Below are 11,831 nucleotides of genomic sequence, written 5' to 3' on the forward strand. Positions count from 1 at the left end.
TGCTTGATTGCTGCCGCGACGGGTTGCATAGTTATCTGAACGATGCGGAGCAATTCTTGTTCCATTTTGCAGTGCGCAAACCCGCTGCCGCGGCAAGAGGCCGCCCGCGAATGCGCTCCCCTCAAGGCTTAGGTTCTTCCGGAGGGGGCGCGTTTGGGGCCGGACAATCAGGGTGTGGCCATTTTTCACACGGAGAGGGCTTGTCGCTAGCGTCGCCATAACGTTCCACGAGTTTTGCGAATCCGTAGGCGAAGGCGGCAAGAAGCGCCAGGACAACCACTATTCGAGCGGCCATAGGGGATTGTAGCAGGATCCCACTTAGGTTTGACCCAGCATCAGCTTGCGCTCGGCAGGCTGCAGCCAGATTTGTGGCGAGGTTCGCAAGACCTGAACGCATCTCGTGACCTTCCACACCGTTGCCACAGCTGGGCAACGTGAATGCGTCGGCACGCCGGCATAGGTTGGGCGATCTCGCTGGCCACGGCCGTTGGAAGGACGAAAAGTCAGTAGCTCGATATGCGCATGTCATCGTTTCGGAAGGCTGCTTGCTCCCGACTCGTAACCGCAAAGTGACCAGGCGAAGCGCACAATTGAACAGCTTCTGGAAAACTGGTGCTGCGAGAGAGGATTGAACTCTCGACCTCTCCCTTACCAAGGGAGTGCTCTACCACTGAGCTACCGCAGCCGCCGATGGCGGGGCTTCTGCCATATCGAACCGGCAAGCGCAAGGCCAAGCGCAAGTCATCCGTGAAAGCCCGCTCCGACGGGTTTTGCGGACATGGCGGCGCCACAATGTTGGCTATCCCTTGATAGCGGGCTGGCCGGGACAGGACCATGGACGACAAAACAATCCCACCTGACAAGGGCGGTCCACCTGACAAAGGTGGCCCACTGAAAAAGATCGATCGCAAGACCCGGCTTGCAGAGCAATTGCGCGCCAATCTGCAGAAGCGCAAGGCGCAGTCGCGCTCGCGGCGCACCGGCGAGGCCGACCAGCGGCCGGAAGGGCTCGGCGCCTTAAGGGAAACGCAAAAGGATTGACCTATATCAACAGGCCGGCCAGGGCGCGGGAATCCTGTTTCTTGAACCAAGCCGGCCAATAGTCTAGACCGGCCACAACAGACTCAACCGATTGAAAACCGGCCTTTCGGCCGAGAGGACGTTCTTCCATGGATCGCATCAGAATTGTCGGCGGCAACGAGCTTGCCGGAAGCATCCCGATCTCGGGCGCGAAAAATGCCGCGCTGCCGCTGATGATCGCCTCGCTTCTAACCGACGACACGCTGACCCTGGAAAACGTGCCGCACCTGGCCGATGTCGAGCAGCTTATCCGCATCCTCGGCAATCATGGCGTCGACTATTCGGTCAACGGCCGCCGCGAAAAGCAGCAGGAGGGCTATTCGCGCACCATCACTTTCTCCGCCCGCAACATCGTTGATACCACGGCACCCTACGAGCTGGTGTCGAAGATGCGTGCCTCCTTCTGGGTGATCGGCCCGCTGCTTGCCCGCATGGGCGAGGCCAAGGTGTCGCTGCCGGGCGGCTGCGCCATCGGCACGCGCCCGGTCGACCTTTTCCTGGAAGGCCTTCAGGTGCTGGGCGCCGATATCGACGTCGACACCGGCTATGTCATCGCCAAGACCAGGAACGGCCGTCTTGTCGGTAACCGCTATGTTTTCCCGAAAGTGTCGGTCGGCGCCACCCACGTTCTGATGATGGCGGCGTCGCTGGCCAAGGGCGAGACGGTGCTCGAAAACGCCGCCCGCGAGCCCGAGATCGTCAACCTCGCCGAATGCCTCAACGCCATGGGCGCCAGGATTTATGGCGCCGGCACCGAGACCATCACCATCGACGGCGTCGAAGCGCTGTCGGGCGCCCGCGTCCGGGTGATACCCGATCGCATCGAGACCGGCACCTATGCGATGGCCGTCGCCATGACCGGCGGCGACGTCATGCTCGAAGGCGCGCGGGCGGACCTGTTGCAGACCGCGCTCGACGTGATTTCCCAGACCGGCGCCGAGATCACGCAGACCAATTCCGGCATCCGCGTCAGGCGCAACGGCGCCGGCATTGCGCCGGTCGACGTGACGACAGCGCCGTTCCCGGCGTTCCCGACCGACCTGCAGGCGCAGTTCATGGGCCTGATGACGATGGCCAAGGGCAAGTCGCGCATCACCGAGACGATCTTCGAAAACCGCTTCATGCACGTCCAGGAGCTTGCCCGGCTCGGCGCCCACATAACACTGTCCGGCCAGACGGCGATCGTCGATGGCGTTTCGAAGCTGAAAGGCGCGCCGGTCATGGCGACCGATCTTCGCGCTTCGGTGTCGCTGGTCATTGCCGGCCTGGCGGCCGAAGGCGAGACCACGGTCAACCGCGTCTACCATCTCGACCGCGGTTTTGAGCGGCTGGAAGAAAAGCTGTCCGGCTGCGGCGCGGTGATCGAGCGGATTTCGGGGTAGGTAATTTCGCAGAGCCGCAGGGCCTCAGACCAATTATCGATCTCGGCGCCGCCCCTCATCTGCCTGCCGGCATCTTCTCCCCGTATAGTCACGGGGAGAAGGGGCTGACCGCAACCTCGGCTCCCTTTTCTGCAACTCTGGAGATTAGCGAAATCCTTTGCGAAGGCGTCCTTCTCCCCGTCACTATACGGGGAGAAGTGCCCGGCAGGGCGATGAGGGGCAGCGCAAACCTGAAGCGACTGCCCTGGTTAGAATCCGTGGCGCGGTTGCACGGATCGCCAAGACCGCCTAACAGAACGACGATTGTAAACCTTTCGCAGGGTGCGATATACGCATGAACGCTCTCAAGCTTGTCGCGCTCGACGATCAGGATCTGAGCATCGTCTCGGCCCATGTCCAGGACGCCGTGCTGAAGGTCGGCGACCTCGAATACATGCCGGCGGCCAAGCGCTTCGTAATGACCATGAACCGCTTCGTCTGGGAGGCGAAATCGGGCCTGTTCCGCCAGCACAATGAGCGGCGGCAAAGCGTGCTGCATTTCGACCGGGTGCTGGGCGCCAAGACCAGCGGCATTGCCCGCGACAAGCCCGACGAAGTGCTATCGCTGCTTGCGATCAGCTTTCTCGTCCTCGACAAGCCGGCCGGCATCGTCGAGCTGATCTTTTCAGGCGGCGGCGCGATCATGCTCGATGTCGAGTGCATCGAGGCGCGGCTGGCTGACATTGGCGGCGCCTGGGAAGCGACGTCGCGCCCCTTCCACAGAGCCTGAGCGGCACAAGATGGCCATCACCCTTCGTCTGTCCGATGCCGATTTCGAGCAGCGTTTTGCCGCGTTCCTTTTGACCAAGCGCGAGGTCTCGGCGGACGTCGACGCCGTGGTGCGCGCGATCATCGCGCGGGTGCGCGCCGAGGGTGACGCGGCGCTCATCGACTACACGCAGAAATTCGAACAGACCGATCTGAAAGGCCTCGGCATAGCCGTGTCGCAAGACGACATTGCCCGGGCCTACGACGACGCCGACCCGCAAACGATCGAGGCGCTAAAATTCGCCCGTGACCGGATCCGTTCCCATCACGAGCGGCAGCGGCCGCAGGACGACCGATATACGGACGCTGCCGGCGTCGAGCTCGGCTCGCGCTGGACGGCGATCGAGGCGGTCGGGCTCTATGTGCCGGGCGGCACGGCAAGTTATCCTAGCTCGGTGCTGATGAGCGCCGTGCCGGCCAAGGTCGCCGGCGTCGAGCGCATCGTCATGGCGGTGCCAGCGCCCGGCGGCATCATCAATCCGTTGGTGCTGGTGGCGGCGGATCTGACCGGCATATCCGAAATCTACCGCGTCGGCGGCGCGCAGGCGATCGCGGCGCTGGCCTATGGCACCGAGACGATAAAGCCGGTCGCCAAGATCGTCGGCCCCGGCAACGCTTATGTCGCCGCCGCCAAGCGTCAGGTGTTCGGCACGGTCGGCATCGACATGATCGCCGGGCCTTCGGAAGTGCTCGTCGTGGCCGACGGCAGCAACGATCCGGACTGGATCGCCGCCGACCTGCTGGCCCAGGCCGAGCATGACGTGTCGGCGCAGTCGATCCTGATCACCGACGATCCCGTCTTCGGCGCCGCGGTCGAACAGGCGATCGAACGCCAGCTGAAAAATCTGTCGCGCGCCGAGACGGCGGCGGCGAGTTGGCGCGACTTCGGCGCCGTCATCCTCGTTCCCCGAATCCAGGCAGCACTGCCGCTGGTCGACCGCATCGCGGCCGAACATGTCGAGCTTGCCATCGACGAGCCGGAAAGCTTCCTGGTGCGGATGCGCAATGCCGGTGCCGTCTTTCTCGGCCGCCACACGCCGGAAGCCATCGGCGACTATGTCGGCGGCTCCAATCACGTGCTGCCGACGGCGCGCTCGGCGCGCTTCTCGTCCGGGCTTTCGGTGCTCGATTTCGTCAAGCGCACCTCGATCCTGAAGCTCGGGCCGGAACAGCTGCGGGCGCTGGCGCCGGCGGCCATGGCGCTGGCCAAGGCGGAAGGCCTCGACGCGCATGGACGATCCGTCGCCATCCGGCTGAACATGTAGACTGACATGTCGGACTACGATCGAACCCATGCCAGGCTGATCGATGTCGAACTCGACGAATCGATCGGCCGTTCGACGCCCGATGTCGAGCATGAGCGGGCGGTGGCGATATTCGACCTGATCGAGGAAAACAGCTTCCAGCCAGTCAATGACGACGGCGCCGGGCCTTATCGGCTAAAACTGTCGCTGGCCGAATCCCGCCTGGTCTTCGCAGTGACCCGCGAGGACGGCGCGGCCGTGGTCACCCACATCCTGTCGCTGACGCCGCTGCGGCGCATCGTCAAGGACTATTACATGATCTGCGAAAGCTATTACGACGCCATCCGCACCTCGACGCCCAGCCAGATCGAGGCGATCGACATGGGCCGGCGCGGCCTGCACAATGAGGGCTCGCAGACATTGATGGACCGGCTGGCCGGCAAGATCGAGATCGATTTCGACACGGCGCGCCGGCTATTCACGCTGGTCTGCGTGCTGCACTGGCGAGGCTGAACTGCCAGCCCCTCTGCCCCGCTCGATCCTGCCCCGCTCGATCCTGTTTGTCTGCGGCATGAACGCGGTGCGCTCGCCGATGGCCGAACTGCTGGCGCGCCAGGTGCTTCCGGCCACCACCTTCGTCGCGTCGGCCGGGGTGCGGGGCGGCGAACGCGACCCGTTCGTCGACGCCGTGCTGGCCGAGGACGGGCTTTCGCTGGGTGAACGGCACCCGAGGACACTGGACGATCTCGAGGACGACTATTTCGACCTGATCGTCACGCTGTCCCCGGAAGCCCATCACACCGCGCTCGAGCTCACCCGCTCGCTTGCCGTCGACGTCGAATATTGGCCGACGCCGGACCCGACTGGCGTCAGCGGCACGCGTGAGCAGATCATGGCCGCTTATCGCGAGGTGCGCGAACGGCTAAGGGCGCGAATCGGCCGCCGTTTTCTGGCGCCGGAAGCAAAAAAACCGCGCTGATTAAGCGTGTTCACAAGCGCACGATTATCATATAGGTTCCGCCCAAATTCCGGCTAGAGTCGGATGATTTCAGGTCTGTTCGACCTGAAATCATCCGACTCTAAATCAAAGAAGTAGAGCATGATGTCGTCCGAAAACCGCTTCACACTTTTCGGCATCATGCTCTAGGCGCTGGGAATCCCATCCAAGCAAAGGTATCGAATGCCGAAGGAAGAAGTCCTCGAGTTTCCGGGTGTCGTCACGGAATTGTTGCCCAACGCGATGTTCAGGGTGAAGCTCGAAAACGAACACGAAATCATCGCCCACACGGCCGGCCGTATGCGCAAGAACCGCATCCGTGTGCTGACCGGCGACAAGGTCCTGGTCGAGATGACACCCTACGACCTGACCAAGGGTCGCATCACCTACCGTTTCAAGTAAGATCGTCAGAGTTCGGCCGGGATCGCGATGAGCATTTTGCAGAAGCTCGTGCTTGCCTCGGGTTCGCCGCGCCGGATCGAACTGTTGCAGCAGGCCGGCATCGAGCCGGACCGCGTGCTGCCGGCCGGTGTCGACGAGACGCCGCTGCGCGCCGAGCATCCGCGCTCGCTGGCCAAGCGCCTGTCGAAGGAAAAGGCCGAGAAGGCGCTGGCATCGCTGCAGACGGAAGAGGACTATGTGCCGAGCTTCGTGTTGGCCGCCGACACGGTGGTCGCCGTCGGCCGGCGCATCTTGCCCAAGGCCGAAACGTTCGACGACGTCGCCAATTGCCTCGGCCTGCTGTCCGGCCGTTCGCACCGGGTCTATTCCGGCCTCTGCCTGATCACGCCGGCCGGCAAGCTGCGCCAGCGGCTGGTCGAGACCAGGGTGCGTTTCAAGCGGCTGCCGCGCGCCGAGATCGACGCCTATGTCGCCTCGGGAGAATGGCGCGGCAAGGCCGGCGGCTATGCCGTCCAGGGGCTGGCCGGCGCCTTTGTCGTCAAGCTTGTCGGCTCCTACACCAACGTCGTCGGCCTGCCGCTCTATGAGACGGTGGCGCTGCTGACCGGCGACGGCTTCAAGGTGCATGCCAACTGGCAGTCAGCTCGGCCATGAGCTCGGGGCGGTCATGAGCTCGGACGACAAGGTCACGCCGCTGCGCCCCAAGCGACCCTGCCCCGAATGTGGCAAGCCGTCGGCGCGCGAGACCTACCCGTTCTGCTCCGTGCGCTGCAAGGAGATCGACCTTAACCGCTGGCTCAAGGGCGCCTACGTCATTCCGGCCCGCGACGACGAGGACGAACCGGACAACGACCCTCCCAAATGAGGCTGTTCAGAGCGGCCTGCTGGTCTCGACCGCGCCCGATGAATCGCCTGTCGAGCAACTGCTGGTTTCCCGCTTGAAATCAGCGCTTAAGCGCTGGACAGGCCGGATTCCCGTGCTATAACCCACCCGCTTTCAAGGGGCGCCTGCGGCGCTTTCAAGAAATCCGGCGTGCAGAACTGCCCGTGTGCCGGAACAGGCCCAGATAGCTCAGTTGGTAGAGCAGCGGACTGAAAATCCGCGTGTCGGTGGTTCGAATCCGCCTCTGGGCACCATTTCCATGGCAATTGCTTAACCGTCCGACAGACGTTTCGTTGGACTTTGCCGGAAAATGCTGGCGAGCGCAGATAAAATTCGACTTTGGCCCAGGACACGGAAGGATAGTCGTGCCTTTTTGGAAATCGCACAAGAAATATAGCGCAGGAACGTGGGACGATCGGCTCGACGGACTATTTTCATGCGGAGTAAACTACGCCGGTAAGACGATCCTTGATGTTGGCTGCAATATGGGCATCGTCGCTTATGAAATCGCCAAACGCAGACCGGCCTACATCCACGGCATTGACGTTCTAAAGCCACACACCCGCGTGGCGCGTTCCATCTTTCTAGGATCGAACGTAGAAAGTCGATTCGACACCATGAGCCTTGGGAGTCGAAAGCTTCAATCTGTTCTAAATGACAGGTACGATATCGTTCTTCTTCTCGCTGTATACCAGCATGTCCGCACGGGGTTGGGTCAGGAGGAGGCCGATCGCGTCTTTATCGACATCATTAGCCGCGCACAGACCATTGTGGCTCGCGTTCCCGACGAAGACGACGTCCGGCTTCAGTCTTTAATCGAGGATGTTGGGTTCACCTTATCTCATCGCCACAAGTCGCCACGCGGCAGTACCGTCCTGGCTTATCATCGCCACTAGGCCGGGCGGATGGCGATTGTCGCGCGACCCCAGACGCATTTCCTGCGCCTATCGGCAAAATCACGCGACCTGAGCGCATAATGGCGGCTTGGCCCGTCGAAACATCTTTGCTCGCATTGGGCGGATGACGGATTTGATTTGCTTGGAGATCCCTTATCCTTAGGGCAAACTGGCTGCTGGGGCTCTAGGAGGCGAAATGAGAGCACGCGCAGCAACGGTTGGAGATCTGGAAGCTCTTTTCCGTGATCTGTCCAAGCGGATATCGGATGAATACGCCGCGGCCGGCAAGGACAGCAAGATCGCCTACGACAATCTGATGATGAACTTGAAAGAAGGCCGTGCTCACGCGCTTGTCCAGGGCGAAAAGACCGTGGCGATCATCGCGTGGCACGAGCATAGCGACGCTGCTGATACGCTGTTCGCCGCACAGGAGGATTTCTTCAGCGCCGCGACCGTTCGCTTCTGCAAGCGGCACATTCGCCATATCCAGGCGCTCGCCGGCAACCTCCCCATTCACTCGCGCAGCTGGCTTCGGAGACCGGACGTCGCAAAATGGTTCCGGATAATCGGCTATGTCGAGCGGGGCCAGGAGAATGGCGCCAATTTGTTCGAACTGCCGCCGGCCCCCGCCGCATAAGAAATCCAGGCGTGCTGCAAAACGCCGCGACAACCGGTACCCACTTTTGGGTCCGACGCTCTAGCCAAAAAGGCCCGCCGCTCCATTTGTGAAGCGGCGAGGCCCCATATTTGGGGACAACTTCCGGGCTGTTGCCCGGCATTGCTTACGTGCAATTCAGATGCCAGACGGCTGACCCATAATGGGCCACCGCCCCCGGGAAGCGCGAACCATCTTCCGCGATCGCACCACTGCCATAGCTCGCCATTCCTGCTATAGTTCCTTGCGGCGGACCTGATTTCCGCCTAGCCGGCGCCCATCAGGCAATCTACCCCAACGCCCCCCAAAGTGGCGCCGGCCAATCTTCGCCACCGACACAGTCATGCACGCCCTGCGAGGGCGAAGCGCGCGATGGTCGTCAGGCCCGATAGTCAGCGGCAGCGGTTCGACCCCCTCCAGAGCGGCGGACTTTCAACTCGAAACGCCCGGCTGGCGATTCCAATCCGGCAGATCGCCTGGAACGGCAGGACGATCCGACATAAATCCAAAAAACCGCTAGCAAGCCGCGGCCAGAAAGTGTTGAAGACCGTGCCGATCGCATTGAACGCGGCGCGATCCAGTTGCGCTCGGCGAGGCTTGATGATTTGTTGCCGCTTCAAGGAGAATAAATGATGCGCGAGCCTGTCGGTCAAGACGAATATGGGTCGGCCAACCCCTTCGACCCGGACGACCTGACGACGTTGAACGTGATGGGTCCGGGGGTGGCCAGCAACGATTTCGAGAAATACGCGGTCGCCGTGATCATCGTGTTCGGCGCTCTCATCATTGGCGGATTGATGGCCGCAACCCTGGCCTTGGGGCACCGCAACGGCTTCCTGTACGCGCTTGGCGGCGCCACCGCGGCGTGGATATCCGGAAATGCGCTTCTACTCGATCGGCCGCGTATCTATGCCTTGTTCGTCGGCATCGCCGCGGTGATGCTGATTGCGTCCACCATCACGCTGGTCATCTGACGGGCCTGCCGATATTCAGGTGATGCCGGCCTGCGAATGGTGGTCTCCTGCGCTTCCGGTACTCACGTACCGAAAGTACGCTCCGTTCCGGTTCTCGGAAATCACGCAGTCTGGTCGCTTCCCGCCCGTCTTCGACTCCGGCTCGGCCTGACCTGAATCTGAACAGACCCAGCGCACGAATTCTAATATCCGATCGCCTCGCCGGATGCGGCGCGGCTGTCGATGGCGCCATTGTAGCGAGCGCCGCCGCCCTTTTCGATGTCCGCCAGGCTCTTGCCGCCGACCAGGATGCCGGCCGCCTGACCCCAGGTCGCATCGGTGACATCGAGGTGGTAGCCCATGCCGGCAAGCAGTTTTTCGGTATCGGGCGACAGGCCGAACGGTTCGATATAGACCGTGTCGGGCAGCCACTGGTGGTGGATGCGCGGCGCGTCGATCGCCTCCTGGATGTTCATGCCGTGGTCGACGACGTTGACGATCGCTTCAAGCGTGATGGTGATGATGCGCGAGCCGCCGGGGCTGCCGATGACCATGAACGGCTTGCCATCTTTGGCGACGATGGTCGGGCTCATCGACGACAGCGGCGTCTTCCTCGGCTCGATCGCATTCGCCTCCCCCTGGACCAGGCCGTAGAGATTGGGCACGCCCGGCTTCTGGGTGAAATCGTCCATCTCGTTGTTGAGCAGGATGCCGGTGCCGTCGGCGACGACGCCGGCGCCGAACGAGCCGTTCAGTGTGTAGGTCACCGCGACGGCGTTGCCGTCATTGTCGACGATCGAATAATGCGTCGTCTCCTGGCTCTCGCCAAAACCCTTCGGCATTAATTCCTGCGACACGCCGGCCCGGAACGGATCGATCTTTTCGCGGATTTCTTTTGCATACGCCTTGTCGAGCAGCTTTTCGACCGGATTGTCGACGAAGTCGGGATCGCCGAGCGCAGAATTGCGGTCGACATAGGCATGGCGCATTGCCTCGACCATGACTTTGACGGTTTCGGCAGAACCGGCGCCGAGATAGGACAGTGGGTAGAATTCCAGCACGTTGAGGATCTCGCAGATGATGACGCCGCCCGAGCTCGGCGGCGGCGAGGAGGTGATCTCATAGCCGCGGTAGTTGCAGGTCACCGGCTCGAGCTCGCGGACCGCGTAGGTCTCGAAATCCGCCTTGGCCAGAATGCCGCCCTTCTGCGCGCTCGCCTTGACGATGCCGTCGGCGATCGGTCCTTTGTAGAAGGCATCGCGACCTCGCTCCGAAATCGCTGAGAGCGAGGCGGCGAGATCGGCCTGAACAAGGCGCTCGCCGACCGCATAAGGCTTGCCGTCCGGCTTCAGGAAGATGGCGGCCGCGGCCGGGTCCTTCGCCAGCCGTTCGGCGCCGCCTTCGAGCGAGGCGACATCGCCCTGCTCCAGCACGAAGCCGTCCTTGGCATAGCGGATTGCCGGCGCCATCAAGTCCTGTCGCGTCAGCGTGCCGTATTTTTCCCGTGCGGTCTCGAAGCCGGCCACCGACCCCGGCACGCCGACCGCGAGATAGCCGTCCAGGCTGGCGCCCTTCACCGGCTTGCCGTCCTTGTCGAGATACATGGTCTTCGTCGAGGCGAGCGGCGCCCGCTCGCGGAAATCGAGGAACGTCGAGCGGCCGTCCTTGAAGCGGATGGTCATGAAGCCGCCACCGCCGATATTGCCGGCGTTCGGATAGACCACAGCCAGCGCATAGCCGACGGCAACCGCCGCATCGACAGCATTGCCGCCCTTCTTCAGCACCTCGACGCCGACTTCCGACGCCAGATGCTGGGCCGTCACCACCATGCCGTGCTCACCCTTCGCCGGCTGCGGCGAGGCGGCGAAGATGGCCGTCAGCGGCGCAAGGGTCAAGGTAAGCGAAAGACTGAGGGCGATTAGGGTGCGGCGGTGCATGGCCGTTCTCCGAAGCGTGGGGATGCGCCTAGAAAAGCCGGTTGGTGAGGTTGAGTCCATGGCAATAGGACGGAAAAGGATTGGTGCACCCGTCACCGGCCGCCTCGTAACCACCGTTGCGATCTTCGGCTGATGTAACGGCATGGATCCTAGGGCTCCGCGACGTCGCTTCGCTCCTGCTCCGCCCTAGGATGACGAAGGCGTGTTGGCTTATAAATGCATGTCGCGCAAAAGTGTGCAGCGGTTTTGCGATAACGACATGCATAAAACAACCTAAAGCGCGTCGCGTGAGGCCGGTCAAACGCGACGCGCTTTTTAGCTCATCGCAGATGGCGGGAGATTTGGCAGTTGCGTCGCAGCGTAGGGAGGCTGATGACAAGCGAAGGCGTTCGAAATTAGCCGATGCCTCTCTCCCTTCGTCATCCTAGGGCGGAGCAGGAGCGAAGCGACGTCGCGGAGACCCTAGGATCCATGCCGTGACCTGTCAGCGTCGCCGCGTTGACGGCAAGCCCTATGCTTCCGTTTTGTTCTTGCTTTGTGCCGGCATTTATGATATTGATTTACTTGTGGTACTGATTTTGCGCCGCGACCCGCC

13 protein-coding genes and 2 tRNA genes are annotated in these 11,831 nt (G+C 62.2%); 13 read left to right on the forward strand and 2 right to left on the reverse strand.

Translation table 11 applies throughout. The annotated features are described in order from the left end of the window. Window positions 1–610: 610 nt before the first annotated feature. A tRNA-Thr gene (locus tag NKH36_RS10385) sits at window positions 611–685 on the reverse strand. Window positions 686–834: 149 nt separating this feature from the next. Between NKH36_RS10385 and NKH36_RS10390 the strand changes: the two genes are divergently transcribed. The 13 genes from NKH36_RS10390 to NKH36_RS10450 all read left to right on the forward strand — a co-directional run bounded on the left by NKH36_RS10390 (window position 835) and on the right by NKH36_RS10450 (window position 9,320). Further along, window positions 835–1,041 (forward strand): hypothetical protein, encoded by a 207-nt coding sequence (locus tag NKH36_RS10390; protein ID WP_352957831.1) that lies wholly within the window; start codon window positions 835–837, stop codon window positions 1,039–1,041. 128 nt (window positions 1,042–1,169) lie between these two features. Beyond that, window positions 1,170–2,462, forward strand: coding sequence for a UDP-N-acetylglucosamine 1-carboxyvinyltransferase (gene murA / locus NKH36_RS10395; protein WP_352957833.1), 1,293 nt, complete (start codon window positions 1,170–1,172; stop codon window positions 2,460–2,462). Between the two features lie 334 nt (window positions 2,463–2,796). Then, complete coding sequence (locus tag NKH36_RS10400; protein ID WP_352957835.1) at window positions 2,797–3,231, forward strand: DUF2948 family protein; 435 nt, start codon at window positions 2,797–2,799, stop codon at window positions 3,229–3,231. Window positions 3,232–3,241: 10 nt separating this feature from the next. Then, window positions 3,242–4,534 carry a histidinol dehydrogenase gene (gene hisD / locus NKH36_RS10405; RefSeq protein ID WP_352961638.1) on the forward strand — a complete coding sequence of 431 codons (1,293 nt, stop codon included), beginning with the start codon at window positions 3,242–3,244 and terminating at the stop codon, window positions 4,532–4,534. Window positions 4,535–4,540: 6 nt separating this feature from the next. Then, a complete protein-coding gene (locus tag NKH36_RS10410; protein ID WP_352957839.1) occupies window positions 4,541–5,026 on the forward strand; it encodes a UPF0262 family protein in 486 nt (161 codons plus the stop codon). 1 nt (window position 5,027) lies between these two features. Next, window positions 5,028–5,492 carry an arsenate-mycothiol transferase ArsC gene (locus NKH36_RS10415; protein ID WP_352957857.1) on the forward strand — a complete coding sequence of 155 codons (465 nt, stop codon included), beginning with the start codon at window positions 5,028–5,030 and terminating at the stop codon, window positions 5,490–5,492. 201 nt (window positions 5,493–5,693) lie between these two features. Further along, complete coding sequence (gene infA, locus NKH36_RS10420) at window positions 5,694–5,912, forward strand: translation initiation factor IF-1 (protein WP_006200926.1); 219 nt, start codon at window positions 5,694–5,696, stop codon at window positions 5,910–5,912. 27 nt (window positions 5,913–5,939) lie between these two features. Then, entirely contained in the window at window positions 5,940–6,566 is a 627-nt protein-coding gene (locus NKH36_RS10425) for a Maf-like protein (RefSeq protein ID WP_352961641.1), read from the forward strand. 13 nt (window positions 6,567–6,579) lie between these two features. After that, window positions 6,580–6,777 (forward strand): DNA gyrase inhibitor YacG, encoded by a 198-nt coding sequence (yacG, locus tag NKH36_RS10430; protein ID WP_352961644.1) that lies wholly within the window; start codon window positions 6,580–6,582, stop codon window positions 6,775–6,777. Window positions 6,778–6,973: 196 nt separating this feature from the next. After that, a tRNA-Phe gene (locus tag NKH36_RS10435) sits at window positions 6,974–7,049 on the forward strand. Between the two features lie 111 nt (window positions 7,050–7,160). Continuing rightward, the gene (locus NKH36_RS10440; protein WP_352961647.1) at window positions 7,161–7,691 is read left to right on the forward strand and encodes a class I SAM-dependent methyltransferase; all 531 of its coding nucleotides are present in this window, start codon (window positions 7,161–7,163) and stop codon (window positions 7,689–7,691) included. Window positions 7,692–7,887: 196 nt separating this feature from the next. Next, complete coding sequence (locus tag NKH36_RS10445) at window positions 7,888–8,328, forward strand: hypothetical protein (protein ID WP_352961650.1); 441 nt, start codon at window positions 7,888–7,890, stop codon at window positions 8,326–8,328. Between the two features lie 647 nt (window positions 8,329–8,975). Then, on the forward strand, window positions 8,976–9,320 hold the full coding sequence (locus tag NKH36_RS10450) for a hypothetical protein (protein ID WP_036267505.1): 345 nt from the start codon (window positions 8,976–8,978) through the stop codon (window positions 9,318–9,320). Between the two features lie 182 nt (window positions 9,321–9,502). On the opposite strand, the gene ggt is transcribed toward NKH36_RS10450, so the two are convergent. After that, on the reverse strand, window positions 9,503–11,236 hold the full coding sequence (gene ggt / locus NKH36_RS10455) for a gamma-glutamyltransferase (protein ID WP_352961653.1): 1,734 nt from the start codon (window positions 11,234–11,236) through the stop codon (window positions 9,503–9,505). Window positions 11,237–11,831 lie beyond the last annotated feature (595 nt).

The sequence above is a fragment of the Mesorhizobium sp. M1312 genome, from assembly GCF_040318115.1.
In the GTDB taxonomy this organism is placed as follows: Bacteria; Pseudomonadota; Alphaproteobacteria; order Rhizobiales; family Rhizobiaceae; genus Mesorhizobium.

Coding starts and splice junctions, on each gene's coding strand:
- NKH36_RS10390 (WP_352957831.1), top strand. CDS start 835: ATGGACGACAAAACAATCCCACCTGACAAGGGCGGTCCACCTGACAAA.
- murA (WP_352957833.1), top strand. CDS start 1,170: ATGGATCGCATCAGAATTGTCGGCGGCAACGAGCTTGCCGGAAGCATC.
- NKH36_RS10400 (WP_352957835.1), top strand. CDS start 2,797: ATGAACGCTCTCAAGCTTGTCGCGCTCGACGATCAGGATCTGAGCATC.
- hisD (WP_352961638.1), top strand. CDS start 3,242: ATGGCCATCACCCTTCGTCTGTCCGATGCCGATTTCGAGCAGCGTTTT.
- NKH36_RS10410 (WP_352957839.1), top strand. CDS start 4,541: ATGTCGGACTACGATCGAACCCATGCCAGGCTGATCGATGTCGAACTC.
- infA (WP_006200926.1), top strand. CDS start 5,694: ATGCCGAAGGAAGAAGTCCTCGAGTTTCCGGGTGTCGTCACGGAATTG.
- NKH36_RS10425 (WP_352961641.1), top strand. CDS start 5,940: ATGAGCATTTTGCAGAAGCTCGTGCTTGCCTCGGGTTCGCCGCGCCGG.
- yacG (WP_352961644.1), top strand. CDS start 6,580: ATGAGCTCGGACGACAAGGTCACGCCGCTGCGCCCCAAGCGACCCTGC.
- NKH36_RS10445 (WP_352961650.1), top strand. CDS start 7,888: ATGAGAGCACGCGCAGCAACGGTTGGAGATCTGGAAGCTCTTTTCCGT.
- NKH36_RS10450 (WP_036267505.1), top strand. CDS start 8,976: ATGATGCGCGAGCCTGTCGGTCAAGACGAATATGGGTCGGCCAACCCC.
- ggt (WP_352961653.1), bottom strand. CDS start 11,236: ATGCACCGCCGCACCCTAATCGCCCTCAGTCTTTCGCTTACCTTGACC.